11 protein-coding genes are annotated in these 18295 nt (G+C 39.4%); 10 read left to right on the top strand and 1 reads right to left on the bottom strand.

Translation table 11 applies throughout. The annotated features are described in order from the left end of the window. Positions 1 to 534 precede the first annotated feature (534 nt). The 10 genes from H6A61_RS04105 (at position 535) to H6A61_RS04060 (ending at position 16777) form a co-directional block, all read left to right on the top strand. Positions 535 to 3585 (top strand): SusC/RagA family TonB-linked outer membrane protein, encoded by a 3051-nt coding sequence (locus H6A61_RS04105; protein ID WP_204391258.1) that lies wholly within the window; start codon positions 535 to 537, stop codon positions 3583 to 3585. A 12-nt stretch (positions 3586 to 3597) separates the two neighbouring features. Further along, the gene (locus H6A61_RS04100) at positions 3598 to 5367 is read left to right on the top strand and encodes a SusD/RagB family nutrient-binding outer membrane lipoprotein (protein ID WP_204391250.1); all 1770 of its coding nucleotides are present in this window, start codon (positions 3598 to 3600) and stop codon (positions 5365 to 5367) included. 185 nt (positions 5368 to 5552) lie between these two features. Next, positions 5553 to 6365: an MBL fold metallo-hydrolase gene (locus H6A61_RS04095; RefSeq protein ID WP_204391243.1), complete on the top strand. Its 813-nt coding sequence runs from the start codon at positions 5553 to 5555 to the stop codon at positions 6363 to 6365. 86 nt (positions 6366 to 6451) lie between these two features. Continuing rightward, a complete protein-coding gene (locus H6A61_RS04090) occupies positions 6452 to 8101 on the top strand; it encodes a dipeptidyl-peptidase 3 family protein (RefSeq protein ID WP_204391241.1) in 1650 nt (549 codons plus the stop codon). Positions 8102 to 8532: 431 nt separating this feature from the next. Continuing rightward, on the top strand, positions 8533 to 10965 hold the full coding sequence (thrA, locus tag H6A61_RS04085) for a bifunctional aspartate kinase/homoserine dehydrogenase I (RefSeq protein WP_204391239.1): 2433 nt from the start codon (positions 8533 to 8535) through the stop codon (positions 10963 to 10965). 15 nt (positions 10966 to 10980) lie between these two features. Then, positions 10981 to 12198 carry a cofactor-independent phosphoglycerate mutase gene (locus H6A61_RS04080; RefSeq protein WP_204391231.1) on the top strand — a complete coding sequence of 406 codons (1218 nt, stop codon included), beginning with the start codon at positions 10981 to 10983 and terminating at the stop codon, positions 12196 to 12198. 16 nt (positions 12199 to 12214) lie between these two features. Then, positions 12215 to 13516 carry a threonine synthase gene (gene thrC / locus H6A61_RS04075; RefSeq protein ID WP_204391229.1) on the top strand — a complete coding sequence of 434 codons (1302 nt, stop codon included), beginning with the start codon at positions 12215 to 12217 and terminating at the stop codon, positions 13514 to 13516. 163 nt (positions 13517 to 13679) lie between these two features. Next, positions 13680 to 14498: a hypothetical protein gene (locus H6A61_RS04070; RefSeq protein WP_204391220.1), complete on the top strand. Its 819-nt coding sequence runs from the start codon at positions 13680 to 13682 to the stop codon at positions 14496 to 14498. 115 nt (positions 14499 to 14613) lie between these two features. Beyond that, entirely contained in the window at positions 14614 to 15966 is a 1353-nt protein-coding gene (locus tag H6A61_RS04065; protein WP_204391218.1) for a sulfatase-like hydrolase/transferase, read from the top strand. A 22-nt stretch (positions 15967 to 15988) separates the two neighbouring features. Next, positions 15989 to 16777 (top strand): DUF1961 family protein, encoded by a 789-nt coding sequence (locus H6A61_RS04060; RefSeq protein ID WP_204391216.1) that lies wholly within the window; start codon positions 15989 to 15991, stop codon positions 16775 to 16777. 120 nt (positions 16778 to 16897) lie between these two features. On the opposite strand, the gene H6A61_RS04055 is transcribed toward H6A61_RS04060, so the two are convergent. Then, positions 16898 to 18283 (bottom strand): MATE family efflux transporter, encoded by a 1386-nt coding sequence (locus H6A61_RS04055; RefSeq protein ID WP_204391214.1) that lies wholly within the window; start codon positions 18281 to 18283, stop codon positions 16898 to 16900. Positions 18284 to 18295 lie beyond the last annotated feature (12 nt).

Genomic DNA, 18295 nt, shown 5'->3' with positions numbered 1-18295 from the left:
ATTTCTGTTGGTTATATTGTGGGCTTGATTAACTTTTGCTTTCTAGATGGCAATAAATAATAAATATAGTTGTTATTGATTTCGTTATTTATTGTGATAAAAAGAATTTATATTGCTAAAATATTGCTCAATATGTTAGATTGGTTAGTGCTTGAATTTTATCTCCTTTCTGTTCAAATACTGCACATAAAACCGGTCCTTTGACTTTTATGAATTCTTTTTCCACTATTTCCCATTATTATAATGTGGGATTATTTTCATTTGTTTCTACTGTATAATTATTTATTTTATATGAAGTTCTAAAATATCACCTTTGTTAATATCTTGAAAGTTAAATAGTTATCTCTGTATATGCCTCGTTTTTTTTTATAAATGGAGTCTCTTTCCGAGTATTTTTATTTCATTTTATTTATTTATTTGAAAAAATATTTTTATATTTGTGATGTTAGCATTAAATCTTTATTGAACCGAAAAAACTAAACTGCTTTATTTTAGAATATATAGCAACATTGTTTTATTTTTAAATTTAATACTATGCAGAAGCGATTTTCTCTTTCTGTAGTGACATTCCTGGTAGGGATGTTTCTAACTTCGTTGTATGCACAGGCTCAAATCGTTCAAGGTACTGTGACAGACAAGGAAATGAATGAACCATTAATTGGTGTAAATGTACTTATAAAGGGTACAACGACTGGTACTGTTACCGATTTCTCCGGTAATTATTCTATTGAAGCTTCTCCTGATGACATTCTTGTGTTTTCATATGTAAGTATGAAAAGTGTTGAAGAAACAGTTGGTAATCGTAAGATAATTAATGTAGTGATGGAATCTGATGCCCAGAGTTTGGGTGAAGTGGTGGTGACTGCTATGGGTATCAAACGTCAGTCTGAAACACTGACATATTCTGCTCAGACTGTAGGAGGTAAGGACGTAAATGATGTGAAGAGTGTCAATATGATTAACGCACTGCAAGGAAAGAGTGCGGGTTTGCAGATTACTCCTAACTCTACCGGTGCCGGTGGTTCTTCTAAAATCCAGTTCAGAGGAAGTAAATCTATCAGCGGTAGTAACCAGCCGCTTATCGTTGTTGACGGTGTTCCGGTGATGACTACTGTTTCTTCTGATCAGGTTGACAGCAACTGGGGTGGACAGCGAGACGGTGGTGACGTGATGTCAACAATTAATCCTGATGATATTGCTTCAATCACCTTGCTGAAAGGTGCTTCTGCAGCTGCCTTGTACGGAGCTGTGGCTGCTAACGGTGCTATCATGATTACAACCAAGTCAGCTCAGTCTGGTAAGGTGTCTGTAAATGTTTCCAGCAATACTACTATGGAAACTCCGATGCTTTTGCCTGAATTCCAAAACAATTATGGTATGAGCGACAGCGGTACTTACAGCTGGGGTAACAAACTGGATTCTCCTGCTCCAAATTATCTGAAGAAATTTTACCGTACAGGTTTCACTACCAACAATTCTATATCTCTTGCCGGTGGTAATGAAAACATACAGTCTTATTTCTCATACGGAAATGTATATTCTCAGGGTATAACTCCTACGAATGATTATCGTAGCCACAACTTGAGCTCTAAGGTTGGCTTTAATGTACTGAAAAATATTCATGTAGATTTCAATGCTAAATTTGTAAATCAGTATATCAAGAACCAGGCTGCTGCAGGTTATCTGTTCAATCCTTTGACTGGAGCTTATTTGTTCCCAAGAGGTGAGGACTGGGACGGATATAAGGAAAACTTTGAAGTGTTTGATCCTGAAAGAGGTATTAATGTGCAAAACTGGACAAACGTTAAACAGGAACAGTTCAGTAATCCATATTGGGTATTGAACCGTCAGGCTTCTATCGTTGATCGTAACAGATATGAATTTGGTGGTAGCGTTAAATGGGATATTACACCAGATTTTAATATACAGGGACGTATGCGTTACGAACGTGGTGAAGAACATTGGACTAATAATCTTTACGCATCAAGTAGCGGTGATAAATATACAATGGGACGTTTTAAGGATAACAGATACTTTAGTGACCAGCTTTACGGTGATGTCCTTTTGAACTATAATCATACATTCAATGACTTTATGTTGTCTGTAACTGCAGGTTCAAGTTTCACAAAGAGCAAGACATCGCATGTGGATATGTTGGCTGAAGGTGAAAAATTTATTTCTCCTGAAGAAGGAGGAAATGTATATTATCCTAATATTTTTGCTCCAAACAACTATTATAAGAATCTTTTCGTTCTTGGTAATGAAGACTTCTGGAATACAGAAAAACGATTGAATGCCGTATTTGCTACAGCTCAGGTGGGATGGAGAGACGGATTGTTCCTGGATCTTTCTGCACGTAACGACTGGTCATCTGCACTTGCTTATACAGAAAGTTGCTCATTCTTCTATCCTTCTGTAGGTGCCAGCTTGCTTTTGGACAGATTTGTAGATATGGGTAAGAATGTTAATCTGTTAAAGTTACGCGGAAGCTACTCTATAGTAGGTAATGACGTTCCTGTTTACGTAACAAATCTTCTTTATCACTTCGTAAAAGACGGTAATGGTGCTATCGGTGCTCCTGAAAATGCTCCTTTCCGTACTTTGAAACCTGAAAAGACACATTCTATGGAATTTGGTTTTGAAGGTACATTCTTCCAGAACCGTTTGACAATGGCTATTACTTACTATAAGACTAATACCAAAAACCAGTTCTTCTCTGTATCTGCTCCTTATCAGTCAGGATTGAGAAACCGCTATGTAAATGCCGGTGACGTTCAGAACCAGGGATTTGAATTTACAGCAGGCTGGTATCAGCAGTTTAATGACAATTTCAGCTGGAGTACTGATTTCAATATCTCGTATAATGAGAATATCATAAAGGAACTTGTTGATGAACTTCCTAATGGTTTGACTCTTACAGACTTTGGTGGTGCCAAGATTATCCTGAAAGAGGGTGGACAGTATGGGGATTTGTATGTTCGTCATATCATGCGTGATGAAAACGGCAAGCCTATAATGAATGAAGGAAAACCTGTTATTAGCGGTGACGGCCCTAACGAACTTGAATATGCTGGAAATATGAATTCGAAGGTATTTGCAGGATGGACTAATACTTTCTATTACAAAGATTTCTCTCTTTCATTCTTGATTGATGCACGTTTTGGCGGTAAGGTATTGTCAATGACTGAGGCTACACTTGACGGATGGGGCGTTTCCAAACGTACAGGTGATGCACGTGATGCAGGAAAGGTGGTTGTTGACGGAGTGGAATTTGATCCAAAAGCATGGTACACTACAACAGGTTGCTCAAACTTCAATACTCCTTATGCCAATGAGAATTATGTATATGATGCAACTAATGTACGTCTGCGTGAATTAAGCTTCGGATATACTTTCCGCAATCTGTTTGGAGCAGGAAAGAATCTTACAGCAGCGGTTATCGGACGTAACTTGTTCTTCTTCTATAAGGATGCGCCTATGGATCCGGATATTTCTGCAGGTACTGGCAATGGTATCCAGGGAGTGGATATGTTTGGTTTGCCTACTTCACGCAGTTTCGGTTTGAACCTTAAACTTAACTTCTAATATATGTCAACTATGAAACGTAAACAAATATTGAAATGCGCTTTGATTATGGCGCTTCCTATATTGGGAGGGAATATGATTACCTCTTGTATAGATGATTTTGAAAGAATTAATACCAGTAATGTTCAGGTTGATCCAAATGATTTGCCGGCATCGGCTCAGTGGTTGGAACCTATGACTTATTGTTATCCTCCACAGCAGAATATGTTCCAGTTTTGGACAAACCTTACTATTGACCTATATAGTGGTTATTTCATGACTCCTAACGGTGGATTCACTAATGGTGACTTGGGTGAAAACCGTGGTCATAGCGGTGGTATGCATGAAAACTTCTATCTTCATATATTCAATAATACCAGACGTATTATTGCAGCATGTAAGGCTGACGGAGAAAATGGTCTTGCTGCTGTTATGAGTATAGTTCAGGCTTATGGAACACTGATGACTACAGATGCATATGGTCCTTTGGCTTATACTTCAATCCTTGAAGCTGATGAATATACCACATCGTATTATTTCGATAGTCAGCAGCAGCTTTATAAAATAATGTTGACCGATTTGGGAGAAGCTATCACTGCTATTGAATCGATGACAGAAAATGAAAAGGCGAAATTGAAGAGTGCCGATGTATGGTGTAATGGCGATACAGAAATGTGGTTAAAAATAGCTAACACCATGAGATTGCGTATGGCTCTGCGTCTGTCAAAACGTGTGGATGAAATGAATCAGGTAGGAATAGACGTAAAACAGATAGCTACAGATGCAGCAAAGAATACTCTTGCTAACGGTGGTAAGGATATTCTTATTAGTAAAGGTCTTGATAATAATATGTGGCTGATGTTTAACTGGGGTGACTGCGGATTTAACGCTAATCTCGTAACTTTAATGACTGGAATGAAGGATCCACGTCAGCCATTATATATGACAAAGAATATTGATGATGTCTTACGCGAAGGTTATTCAAAAAAGAAAGATGAAAATAACGTAGTTACATATTGGAAAGATGATAAACAGGTTGATAAGTCAGAAGCAGTTGCTGTTGAAGCAAATAAGGAGTATTTAGGAATACGATTTGCCAGCGGTTTGCCTAACAAACCTAATAACTGGGCTTCTTTCTCTTCATGGGTTGATTACAAGAATGAAGTTGGTATATTTAAAGCACCTCTTCCTATATTTAAACAGGCAGAATCTTACTTCCTGCTTGCTGAAGCGAAACTTCGTTGGAATATAGGTAATGAAAGCGTACAGCAGTTATATGAAGACGGTATCCGTAAATCAATGGAAAACGAGCTTAAGTATCGTGGTAATTATGCGGGAATCAAACAGTATGCTGATAATGCTGTAGAAGACTATATTGCAGGAACATCAACCCAGATAGATTATAATGATCCGATTAGGCCTGAATTGAGTGTGGAAGCATTGAATAAGTTGGGTGTAAAATGGGATGAAGGAGCAACTCAGGAAGAAAAACTTGAAAGAATCATAACTCAAAAGTATTTTGCACTGTTCCCATTATCAACAGAAGCTTGGGCTGAACAGCGTAGAACCGGATATCCTAGATTGTTCCCTGCTTTTGTAAACGAAAGTAATGGAGCTATTGACTCAACTGAAGGTATTCGTCGTGTTATATATGCAGAAAATGAATATAATACCAATGCAGCTGAACTTGAGAAATCAGGAATAAAACTCTTGAATGATGAAAATACAAGTAAATTAGGATTCTCCGGTGATAAAGGTGGTACTCATGTTTGGTGGGATAATGCAAACAAAGGTAATTTCTGATAATATTTGTATTTGATATTTAATTATGTGCCCGGCCTGTTGGAAAGAAGCAGGTCGGGCATTTATATTGTTTTTGAAATGTTTTTATTTGTATTACACTTTTATAATACCGATATTTATAATGTTATTGTAGAATTTTTTTACTATAATTGCATTTGATAGTTTTAATTCTCTGTATATAAAATATGAAATGTAGAATAACAACATTGGTAGAAAACTGTGTTTATGGTCGTAAGCTGCAGGCTGAACATGGCTTGTCATTATATGTTGAGGCGGGAGGTAACGTAGTACTTTTTGATACAGGTGCATCCGATCTATTTATACGTAATGCACGTTTGTTGCATTGCGATTTGCAGCGCGTGGATTATCTTGTATTGTCGCACGGACATAGTGACCATTCTGGAGGGCTTGAAGCGTTTCTTGAAATAAACAAGAAAGCGAAAGTACTCTGTAAACGTGAGGCTCTGAATCCTAAGTTTAAGGGAAATCGCGAAAATGGTATCAGAAATGCTGTACGTATGGATATGTCGCGTTTTATATTTGTGGATAAAACTACGGAGATATTTCCAGGAATATGGATATTTCCTGATTTGCCTGTAATCAATGAAGATGATACCCATTTTGAACAGTTTATTGTAAAGCGTGACGGAGAGTTGATACCTGACCGCTTCGATGATGAGTTGGCTTTAGTTTTGAAAGGAGAAGAAAGTATGATATTGCTTAGTGCATGTTCACATCGTGGGATAACCAATATTTTACGCAGTGTGTCTTCGTTTTTTAATGAAAACCATTTAAAAATGATTATAGGTGGTTTCCATATACATAATGCTTCGTCAGATAAGGATGATGTAATAGTAAATGGATTGAAAAACTCATTGCCGGACGAACTGGGTGTATGTCATTGTTCGGGAGTTGATAAGTATGCTTTGTTTTATTCTTTGTGGGGAAATAAAGTGTTTTATAATCACACAGGTTGTATAAAAGAGGTGGAATTATAGTTCTTGGATTTAAGTGATTTATTTCTAATCAAAATCTTTTTACTATCTTCGCTGGCCAAAGGAATAAACAATTCATTATATAAATTATGAAAAAGAAACTTCTAAATTTATCGGCATCAATGTTAGGAATTGCAGTGGTAGCTTCTACATTGTCGTGCAGCAATCAGAAACAACAGGAGTCTCCTATGAAAGCAAAAGTGGAGGAGTATGCACCTGTAGAGTTGAAATCGGATCTGGTTAACGGACTTAGCGAAAATGAAAAAGAGCTGGTGAAGATATTCTTCAAGGTTGGAAAAATTACTGACGACCTTTTCTGGAAACAGACATTCGGTGACAAAGCACAGCTTGATACTATAGCTGACAGCTATACCAAAGAATTTGCCATGATTCATTATGGTGCATGGGATCGTTTGGATAATAACAAACCTTTCATTGCCGGATATGGCGAAAAGCTTGATGTATGCAATTACTATCCTCATGATATAACAGCTGAGGAATTTGATGCTTTCGAAGATGAAAACAAAGACTCATGGTACACAGTGATAAGAAGGAATGAAGACGGTTCGCTAAAGAGCGTATGGTATCATGATGAGTATGCCGAAGAGATAGGACAGATTTGTGCTCTGTTGGAAAAGGCTGTAACCCTAGCAGAAGATCCGGGACTGAAGGCTTATCTGGAAAAACGTATTGAAGCTTTCAAGACTGATGATTATCTTGAAAGTGACCTTGCATGGATGGATATGAAGGAAAGCAAGATTGATTTTGTTACAGGACCTATAGAAAGCTATGATGACAAGTTCCGTGAAACAAAAACTTCATACGAATCGTTTATACTTCTGAAAGACGAGGCAAGGAGCAAGGATCTTGCAAAATTCGTTTCTATGCTTCCGGCACTTCAGAAAGAGTTGCCTTGCGCTCCTGAATACAAGACTTTCGTGCCAGGAACTTCGTCTGACCTTAATGTATATGATGCGGTTTATTATGCCGGCGACTGTAATGCCGGAAGCAAGACTATCGCAATCAATCTTCCTAACGATGACAGGGTACACGCTCTGAAAGGAACCCGTCGTCTTCAGCTGAGAAATGCTATGAAAGCGAAGTTTGACAAGATTCTTATGCCAATCGGTGAACTTATACTTACTCCGGAACAGCAGAAATATCTTAATTTCGATGCTTTCTTCTGGAATGTGACTTTCCATGAAGTGGCACACGGACTGGGAGTAAAGCAGACAATTAACGGAAAGGGTAGTGTGGATGCCGTGATGGGTACAGAAAAAACATCGTGGGAAGAAGCCAAGGCTGATATTCTAGGTCTGTTCATGGTGGCCAAACTTGTTGAAATGGGAGAAATTACCAATATTACAACAGAAGATGCTATTGCTACATATATTGCCGGTATCTTACGTTCTGTAAGATTTGGCGCTGCTTCATCACATGGTAAGGCAAACATGATGTGTTTCAACTATATGGAAAAAGCCGGTGCCTTTTCATGTGACGCAAAAGGACAATATGTGATAGATTTTGCAAAGGCCAAGGATGCCATGAACTCTTGGGCTGCTCTTATCCTGAAAACTCAGGGAGACGGTGATATTGAGTTTGCAACTAAGTTTAGAACAGAAAGCGGCGGTATAACTCCGGCTCTTCAGGCTGATCTTGATAAAATTAACGGCGCAGGAATTCCTCGTGATATTAGATTTATACAGGGAGAGGATATCCTTTTTGGTTCTGCTGAATAATAAAAATACTAAGTAATATGATAAAGGAAGGTGTACAAATAGATTGATACATCTTCCTTTATTTGTTTATAAACGATTGTACGGTGTCTGTTTTGTCACAAAAAAAACAAGTTTGACTGCAAAAAAATCCTTTTTTGTGTTTGATTGTAGAAAAATGTTCTTATATTTGCCAACGATAAAACTTTTAACAAACATTTCAATCTAAATGACTGCACATTATAACAATATCACAACTTATGGAATGGGGCGTATGATCGTCACATCATGTGGTACTGGGATGACCCCTCGGGGTTGAGTATATATATAATGTGTTTCTACGTGATACACGCTTACGGACGTAAGCATTTTCTTCTTTTTTATTCAAGTTTTAATCATTTTATTTTTTGTACTGCTTTGGCGTACAATGAAACGTATTCAATAATCTCAAAGGTATGAAAGTATTGAAATTCGGCGGAACATCTGTAGGTTCTGTCAATAGCATGGTAAGTGTAAAAAAGATTGTCGAAGCTATAGATGATAAAGTAATAGTTGTAGTATCAGCATTAGGAGGTATAACCGACAAGCTGATAAAGACTTCAAAAATGGCATCGGAGGGCGATTCGGCATATGAAAAGGAAATGAAGGAAATAGTGAACCGTCATATTGAAATGGTTTATACTGTTATTCCTGCAGGAAAAGACAGAGAAGTTCTTCTTGACAGAGTGAATGAACTGTTGAGCGAACTGAAAGATATATTCCAGGGTATTTTCCTTATTCGCGACTTGTCGCCAAAAACTTCGGCCACAATAGTCAGCTATGGTGAGCGTTTGTCATCCATAATAGTTGCCACTCTGATAGAGGGTGCCGTATGGTTCGATTCACGTACATTTATCAAGACAGAGAAAAAGCATAACAAACATATTCTTGATTCAGAACTTACAAATACTTTGGTAAGGGAAGCTTTTGTAGAACTTCCGAAAGTCTCACTTGTTCCGGGATTTATTTCTACAGATAAGAATACTGGTGAAGTTACTAACCTGGGACGCGGTGGTTCGGATTATACAGCTGCCATTATCGCTGCTGCGCTTGATGCCGATATTCTGGAAATATGGACAGATGTTGACGGATTCATGACTGCCGACCCACGTGTAATCAGTACGGCATATCCTATAAATGAACTGAGTTATGTTGAGGCAATGGAGCTTTGTAACTTCGGTGCTAAGGTGGTTTATCCTCCTACAATATATCCTGTATGCCATAAAAACATTCCGGTTCTTATCAAGAATACTTTCAATCCTGAAGCCCCGGGAACTATCATCAAACAGGACTCTGACCATTCATCCAAACCTATCAAGGGTATTTCGTCAATCAATGATACTTGTCTTATCACAATGACAGGTCTTGGTATGGTGGGTGTGATTGGTGTTAACCACCGTATATTCAAGACTTTGGCCGAAAACGGTATCAGTGTGTTCCTTGTGTCACAGGCATCGTCTGAAAACTCTACTTCAATTGGTGTACGAAATGAGGATGCTGCATTGGCTTGCGAAGTACTTAATGCCGAGTTTGCAAAAGAAATAGAAATGGGTGAGATTTCGCCTATGATGGCAGAAGGCAATCTGGCGACAGTTGCTATTGTCGGTGAGAACATGAAACATACTCCGGGTATTGCCGGTAAGCTGTTCGGTACTCTTGGACGTAACGGTATCAACGTGATAGCTTGTGCTCAGGGTGCTTCGGAAACCAATATATCTTTTGTTGTAGAGGCTGAGTCATTGCGTAAGACGCTTAACGTAATCCATGATTCTTTTTTCTTGTCTGAGTACCAGGTACTGAATCTTTTCATATGCGGTATTGGTACGGTAGGAAACAGCCTGATTGAGCAGATTCACAGTCAGCAGGAAAAACTGATGAAGGAACGTGGTTTGCGTTTGAGAGTAGTAGGTATAGCAAACGGACATCAGGCATATTTCACACGTCGAGGAATTGATCTGGAGAATTACCGTAAGGAACTTGAAGAAAAAGGTATCCCTTCGTCTCCACAGGTTCTTCATGATGAGATTATCGGCATGAATATATTCAATTCTGTGTTTGTCGATTGTACTGCAAGTCCAGTGATAGCCGGTCTTTATAAGGATTTCCTGAGTCATAATATTTCGGTTGTAGCTGCTAATAAGATTGCGGCATCTTCGGAATATGAAATATATGAAGAACTGAAACAGATAGCACGTCAGCGTGGAGTTAAATTCCTGTTTGAAACGAATGTAGGTGCCGGTCTTCCGGTAATCAATACCATCAATGACCTGATCAACAGTGGTGACAAGATTTTGAGAATTGAGGCAGTTGTGAGTGGTACATTGAATTTTATTTTCAATAAGCTGAGCAGTGATGTTCCTTTGAGCGAGACTATACGTCTGGCCAAGGAAGGCGGATACTCTGAACCGGACCCAAGAATAGACCTTAGCGGAAAGGATGTTATCAGAAAACTTGTCATTCTTGCCCGCGAAGCGGGATACAGACTCAATCAGGAAGATGTGGAGAAGAACCTTTTCATACCTGATGAATTCTTTGAAGGTACTATTGATGATTTCTGGAAGAACATCAGTAAGCTTGATGCCGATTTTGAGGCTAAACGAAAAGAACTTGAGGCTAACAACAAGAGATGGAGATTTGTTGCCAAACTTGAAAACGGAAAGGGTAGTGTTTCTCTTCAGGAGGTTGGTGCTAATCATCCTTTCTATAACCTTGAGGGAACAAATAATATAATACTTATTACTACTGAACGATATAATGAATATCCTATGCTCATTCAGGGATATGGTGCCGGAGCAAGTGTTACGGCAGCGGGTGTATTTGCCGACATCATGAGTATAGCGAATATATAAATACAACTAACAGATATGAAACACATTATAATTCTGGGCGACGGTATGGCGGACTGGCCAGTACCTGCCCTTGGGGATAAGACTTTATTGCAATACGCAAAGACTCCATATATAGATAAGCTTGCAGCTATGGGACGTACAGGTATGCTGAAGACAGTAGCCGACGGTTTTCATCCAGGCAGCGAGGTTGCAAACATGTCGGTAATGGGATATGACTTGCCTACGGTGTATGAGGGACGCGGAGTGCTTGAAGCTGCAAGCATCGGTGTTGACCTTGAGCCGGGAGATATGGCTATGCGTTGCAATATTATATGTGTTGAAGGAGAAACTCTTAAAAATCATTCGGCAGGACATATCACGACGGAAGAGGCTGACGAACTTATTAAATTCCTTGAAGAACGACTTGGAACTGACAGGATACATTTCTATACAGGGGTTCAGTACCGTCATCTGTTGGTAATAAAAGGCGGTAACAAGCATCTTCATTGCGTTCCGCCTCATGACATTCCTCTGCAGCCGTTCCGCCCTAATATGATTAAGGCTGAATGTCCGGAAGCTCAGGAAACTGCCGATTTGCTGAATGCACTTATTCTTAAATCTCAGGAACTGCTGGCATCGCATCCGGTAAATCTGAAACGAGTGGCTGAAGGCAAGGATCCTGCCAACAGTATATGGCCATGGAGTCCTGGCTACAGACCTAAGATGGAACCATTGTCGCAGAAATATCCTCAGATAAAGAAGGGCTCTGTGATAACTGCTGTAGATCTTATCCGTGGTATCGGACGTTATGCCGGATTGAGATGTATAGACGTGGAAGGTGCTACAGGACTTTATAATACAAATTATGAAGGAAAGGCAGCAGCTGCAATCGAAGCCCTGAAAACGGATGACTTCGTTTATCTGCATATTGAGGCAAGCGACGAAGCCGGACATGAAGGTGATGTGAATTTAAAACTTCAGACCATAGAAAACCTGGATAAACGTGCGGTAGGTCCGATATATGAGGCTGTAAAAGACTGGGATGAGCCTGTCGCTATTGCCGTACTTCCTGACCATCCTACACCATGCGAACATCGTACTCATACAAATGAGCCTGTTCCTTTCCTGATTTATTATCCTGGCATTGAACCAGACAGTGTGCAGACATACGATGAGGTTTCCTGCAAATCAGGTGTGTATGGCACAATGGAAAGGGACGAGTTTATGAATGAATTTATGAATAATGATAAATGAAAAACAAGTTAGTGTTATGAAATATTACAGTACAAACAAACAGGCTTCGGACGCATCGCTTGAAGAAGCTGTGGTAAAAGGTCTGGCATCGGACAAAGGTCTGTATATGCCTTACGAGATAAAGCCTTTGCCAAAATCATTCTTTGACGAGATAGAAAACCTTTCATTTCAGGAAATAGCCTACCGTGTGGCTGACGCTTTCTTCGGTGAGGATGTTCCTGCAGAAACTTTGAAACACATTGTTTATGATACACTGAACTTTGATGTTCCTGCCGTAAAGGTTAAAGACAATATTTATTCACTGGAGCTTTTCCATGGTCCTACTTTGGCATTCAAGGATGTTGGCGGACGTTTCATGGCACGACTTTTGGGATATTTCATCCGTAAGGAAGGCAAGAAGGAGGTGAACGTGCTTGTTGCTACATCTGGTGATACAGGTAGTGCTGTTGCAAACGGTTTCCTTGGAGTAGAAGGTATTCATGTTTATGTACTTTATCCTAAAGGTAAAGTGAGTGAAATTCAGGAAAAACAGTTTACTACTCTCGGAAAGAACATTACGGCAATAGAGGTGGACGGCACATTCGATGACTGTCAGGCTTTGGTGAAGAACGCATTCATGGATAAGGAACTGAATGCTCACATGCAGCTCACTTCTGCCAACTCCATCAATGTGGCACGTTTCCTTCCACAGTCATTCTATTATTTCTATGCATACGCACAGATGAAGAAACAGGGATTGGCTGACAATCTGGTTGTTTGTGTACCAAGCGGTAACTTCGGTAACATTACAGCCGGACTGTTCGGAAAGAAGATGGGATTGCCTATCAAACGCTTCATAGCAGCTAACAACCGTAATGACATCTTCTATCAATATCTGAAGACCGGTGAGTATAATCCACGTCCATCTATAGCTACTATTGCAAATGCTATGGATGTTGGCGATCCAAGTAACTTTGCCCGTATAATTGATTTGTACGGAGGAAGTCACGATGCAATTGCAGCGGAAATATCTGGTGAAACTTATACCGATGAACAAATTAGCGAGACTGTTCAGAAGGTATATGAAGAAACCGGTTATCTGCTCGACCCTCACGGAGCATGTGGATATCGTGCATTGGCAGAGGAATTGCAGCCGGGTGAAACAGGTGTATTCCTTGAAACTGCTCATCCTGCCAAGTTCCTTCAGACTGTTCAGAACATTATAGGTGCTGATGTAAAGATTCCTGAGAAGCTTCAGGAGTTCATGCGCGGAAAGAAACTCAGTGTGCCTATGAGCAAGGATTTTGCTTCTTTCAAGGAGTATTTGATGAAGCAGTAATAATTGAATTGTAAATAATTTTGTAAGGTTGTTTAAGATTTTTTTCTTAGGCAACCTTTTTTAATGTGTTTGTTTGTTTGTAACTTGCATTCCGTTTTGAAATATATCTATCATGAATAGAGTAAGTTTAATACTATTTGGTTTATTTTTATCAGGAACATTTATGACATCTTGTACACAAAAAGTAGAAAAAGAAGTAGTAAAAACAACTCCGGAAGTAATGGCTTCTACGGATGATGTATTTGCCGGAGTTAATCTGACAGTGAGTGAAAGCAAGCGTCTTATAGCCAAAGGAATAATGGCAATATATTCGGTGAAAGAAAAACTTGAAAAAGGGATGATTATTGTCACTAAAGGAACTACAAATACTTATATAGCCGAGGAATTGTTGAATAAGAGTATTGAACATGGTAGTTTCGTTATAGGTCATTTTGCTCCCGAAGGTCAGTCTCCGGTGAATGCAGATAAGAGGCAGATGCAGGAAGTGGTTATAAAGGATGGAAAATTATTGGATGTAACATATGATGAGGCTTTGAAAATGCTTGAACCCGGTGATATAGTGATGAAAGGAGGCAACCTTCTGAACTATTCCATGAAGCAGGCAGCTGTTTGTATAGGTGCTCCCAATGGTGGTACTACATATAAACTTCTTCCTTACGTAGGCGAAGGTAAGGCGGAACTTATAATCCCGATAGGTCTGGAGAAAGAGACCACGGCAAATCTAGAGGTACTTGAGAATACATTGAATGCCGGTAACGAAAGACTGAATTCCGTTCCAAGGCTTTATATGTTCAGGACAGGTACGGTGTTTACCGAGATAGAAGCAATACTCCAGTTTGCCGATGTGAAGGTATTCCCATACGGTGTAGGAGGAATATCAGGAAGAGAAGGCGGGGTGTCATTGGTAATATCGGGTAGCGAAACGGAAGTCAATAAAGTATTGGAACTTGTAAAAGCTATTCAGGGTGAACGTCCTTTTTGAGGCCCTTATTGTAAAAACGTATAATATTGAAAGTTTTCATCCTATAGTATAAGCCATTTACTGTATTATTCTATAATTTTGTCTTGTATAACTTAATAACTTAATTAAATCTATTATGAAAAAATTCTTGATAGTAGGAGGGATGGTTCTTCCTGCTTTTGTTCAGTCGGCAGAAAAGCCTAATATTATTTATATTATGACCGACCAGCAGACGGCAACAGCCATGAGTTGTATGGGAAACAAAGACTTGCATACCCCCAACATGGACCGTTTGGCAGAGGCAGGAGTAATGTTTCGCAATGCTTATTGTTCTACACCTCTAAGCGGACCTTCAAGGGCATCTATGTTTACAGGACATTTTGCCCATGAGATAGGTATGCCTAGTAATGGTAATCCTATGCCGGAAAATCTGAAGAGCCGAAGTCTTGGTGTACTTATGAGCAATGCCGGATATGATTGTGTTTATGCCGGAAAATGGCATGTACATACGGCTTCTATTCCTGATATGGAATTTGGGTTCAGAAACATACACGACCATAATGATTTCGGTCTGGCAGAATCGTGCATAAATTATCTTGACTCAAAGCATAAATCACCTTTTTTCCTTGTAGCTTCGTTTGATAATCCTCATAATATATGCGAATTTGCACGTCAGCAAAATCTTCCTTATGCGGATACTCCTCAGGCTGACATTGCCGAGTGTCCGGGTTTGCCGTTGAATTATGAACCTAACCCGTATGATGCCGATGTGATAAGGTATGAGAAGAGCTTGAATTATAGTGCTTATCCCACTTCAAACTATACTCCTGATGATTGGCGCAGATACAGAAATGCGTATTTCAGACTTGTGGAGCATGTGGATGCGGAGATAGGCAAGCTGGTTGATGCCATAGACCGTAACGGATTATGGCAAAATACGGTTATCATTTTTACCAGCGATCATGGCGACGGAATGGGAGCACATCAGTGGAATCAGAAGTCGGCTCTTTATGAAGAGGTGATCAATGTTCCTATGATAGTAGTTCTTCCTGGAAAAAAGAATGCCGGAAAGGAATTGCCTCAATTGGTAAACAACGGTGTGGATTTCTTTGCGTCAGTATGCGACTGGGCTGAAGTGAAAATGCCTGAAGGATTGCCAGGACGTTCTTATAGGAAATTGGTTGAAAATTGTGATATAAATGCCGGACATCAGGATTTCGTAGTTACCGAAACTATGTTTGATAAAGGTGGGAACACCCGTGGTTGGGCTTTGAGAACAAAAAATTTCAAATATGTGATTTATGATAAAGGACATTATCGCGAACAGTTGTTTGATATGAATACAGACCGTGGTGAAATGAGAAATCTTGCTATAGAGAAAAGATATGAAACAGAGCTTAAGCGGCACAGGGCTTTGCTTGATGAATGGATGAAGCTGCATAAAACGAAGCAGATACGTGCCGGCTTGAATATTATTCCTGGATTTTAATTAACAACTAAGTGTAATTTATATGAGAGTATTTTTTTTATTGATAGGATTACTTCTTCAGATAGGAACTTTTGCCCAGTCTGAAAAATATTATGATGAATTTCAGAAACTGGCTTCTAAAGATATGAAGTTTGTATTTGAAGACTCTTTCAAAAAGGATTGGCAGAAGCAATGGTTTAAGGACGGTGATATAGCCAAAGCGGTACACCGCAACGGTGGACTTGAAGTCTATGCCGGTGATGAGGCTTATAATGATGCGCATCACACTGTTTTGTGGACAAAGAAAGAGTTTGAAGGTAATATTATGATAGAATACGATTTTACCAGACTGGATTCATCAAAGTATTATTTTGTTAATATCCTTTATATTCAGGCAACAGGTTCCGGTGAAGGTGAGTATGCCGAGGATATTTCGAAATGGAACAATTTGAGAAAAGTTCCGGCCATGAGCACATATTTCAGGAATATGAATACCTATCACATCAGTTATGCCGTGACCGGTGTTCCATCGGAGAACAAAGACGAGTATATTAGAGGACGCAGATATATGCCTGGAAATAATCTTAACGGTACGGATCTGAAACCGGAATATTACAATACAGGTTTGTTCAAGAAAGGAGTGACTTATCATATCAAGGTGATAAAATATGGCGATCAGCTGTATATGAATGTCACTGGTGACGGAAAGAATGAGACTTTCTATTTTGACGGTTCCTCAGCTCCGGCTATAACGAAAGGTAGAATAGGGCTCAGACAGATGTTTACCCGTAATTCGAGATATGCCAATTTCAAAGTGTACAGTATAAAATAAAGAGAGAAAAGATTTTTTTACTTGTATCTCAAAACGCCTTGCCATTTCAATCGGAATAGCAGGGCGTTTTTGGTAATACTTGATTTGCTTGTCAGATACGTGATATAGTGTCCTTAAATTTTATTTCTTTGATTTGTCTGTAATAAACTTTTCAGTGCGGAAAGTTATATAATATGCAGTGCATACTAATATTCCGGTAAGTATCCATGATGCCGGATATACCATCATTAAAACATCATATCCTCTCCATATTGGGGATGTTCCATATACCCAGACAATACGTAACAGACATGTACCGAAAACAGTCAGTACGGCAGGAGTCATGGATTTTCCCATACCACGCAATGAAGAACCGGCTATTTCGTAACTGCTTGCAATAAACTGTGTTGCAAGAACAATATGCATGCGAATGCCACCGTAATGGTGTACCATAGGCATATTGGAAAAGAAACTTAGGAAAAACTCATCCTGCCATGCAAAAAGCCAATTGAATGCAGCGGAAAAGGCCAGGCTGGAGCACATGCAAATCCAGAAAATTCTGCGTACCCTGTCTATTTTTCCGGCTCCGTAGTTCTGGGCTATAAAACTGATGGCAGCTCCGTTAAAGCCCTGGATTATGAAATAGCAGTAATATTCAAAATTGAGTGCTGCGGAAGAACCGGCTATGGCATCAGCTCCATAACTGTTTATGGATGATTGTACCACTACATTTGATATGGAAAATATCATACCTTGTATTCCTGCCGGTATTCCTATTCTTAGCATACGGCTTAATTCTACATTATGGATTTTCATTTTATCGAAATGTAGTCTGTATGGCTCTTTTTCTTTACGTAACAGTCTTATAATCAAGGTTGCGCTTACAGCATTGGCTATTCCTGTAGCAACTGCTACACCTGCTACTCCCATTTGGAAGTATATTACAAACAATAGGTTTAATATGGTATTTACTATGCCGGCTGCAATTAGAATATACAGAGGACGGCGGGTGTCTCCCATACTACGCAGTATGGCGGCTCCAAAGTTATATGCCATTATAAAAGGCATACCTAAAAAGTATATACGCAGGTAGTTTACAGCTTGATCTAACACTTCCGGTGGAGTCCCCATCCATGTCAGTATGGGCCTTGCTGCTACTTGTCCTAGCAGCAACAAGAAAAAACCGCTGATGACAGCCACACATTCTACTGTACTTATAGCCTTACGTATGCTGTTCTCGTCATTCTGGCCTATGTGGTTTGAGATTATAGCACAAGCACCCATAGAAACACCCATAAACAAGTTTATAAGCAATCCTATGACCGGTGCATTACTTCCTACTGCGGCAAGTGCGTCGCTTCCAACGAAGTGTCCTACTACCGCAACGTCAACTGAATTGAAAAGTTCCTGTAACAAACTGCTGGCTGCCAATGGCAGGGCAAACAGCAGTATTTTCTTGAACAACGGACCGTTAAGCATATCTATTTCGTTGCTTCCGGTACGTTTATTGCTGATACTGTTATCCATTTTTTATTTACC

Source organism: Bacteroides caecigallinarum, assembly GCF_016901995.1.
GTDB lineage: Bacteria > Bacteroidota > Bacteroidia > Bacteroidales > Bacteroidaceae > Phocaeicola > Phocaeicola cellulolyticus.
This window is presented reverse-complemented; position numbering and strand designations above follow the sequence as displayed.

Bases quoted from the DNA above. Each gene is read 5' to 3' on its own strand.
- H6A61_RS04105 (WP_204391258.1), top strand. From the start codon at position 535: ATGCAGAAGCGATTTTCTCTTTCTGTAGTGACATTCCTGGTAGGGATG.
- H6A61_RS04100 (WP_204391250.1), top strand. From the start codon at position 3,598: ATGAAACGTAAACAAATATTGAAATGCGCTTTGATTATGGCGCTTCCT.
- H6A61_RS04095 (WP_204391243.1), top strand. From the start codon at position 5,553: ATGAAATGTAGAATAACAACATTGGTAGAAAACTGTGTTTATGGTCGT.
- H6A61_RS04090 (WP_204391241.1), top strand. From the start codon at position 6,452: ATGAAAAAGAAACTTCTAAATTTATCGGCATCAATGTTAGGAATTGCA.
- thrA (WP_204391239.1), top strand. From the start codon at position 8,533: ATGAAAGTATTGAAATTCGGCGGAACATCTGTAGGTTCTGTCAATAGC.
- H6A61_RS04080 (WP_204391231.1), top strand. From the start codon at position 10,981: ATGAAACACATTATAATTCTGGGCGACGGTATGGCGGACTGGCCAGTA.
- thrC (WP_204391229.1), top strand. From the start codon at position 12,215: ATGAAATATTACAGTACAAACAAACAGGCTTCGGACGCATCGCTTGAA.
- H6A61_RS04070 (WP_204391220.1), top strand. From the start codon at position 13,680: ATGACATCTTGTACACAAAAAGTAGAAAAAGAAGTAGTAAAAACAACT.
- H6A61_RS04065 (WP_204391218.1), top strand. From the start codon at position 14,614: ATGAAAAAATTCTTGATAGTAGGAGGGATGGTTCTTCCTGCTTTTGTT.
- H6A61_RS04060 (WP_204391216.1), top strand. From the start codon at position 15,989: ATGAGAGTATTTTTTTTATTGATAGGATTACTTCTTCAGATAGGAACT.
- H6A61_RS04055 (WP_204391214.1), bottom strand. From the start codon at position 18,283: ATGGATAACAGTATCAGCAATAAACGTACCGGAAGCAACGAAATAGAT.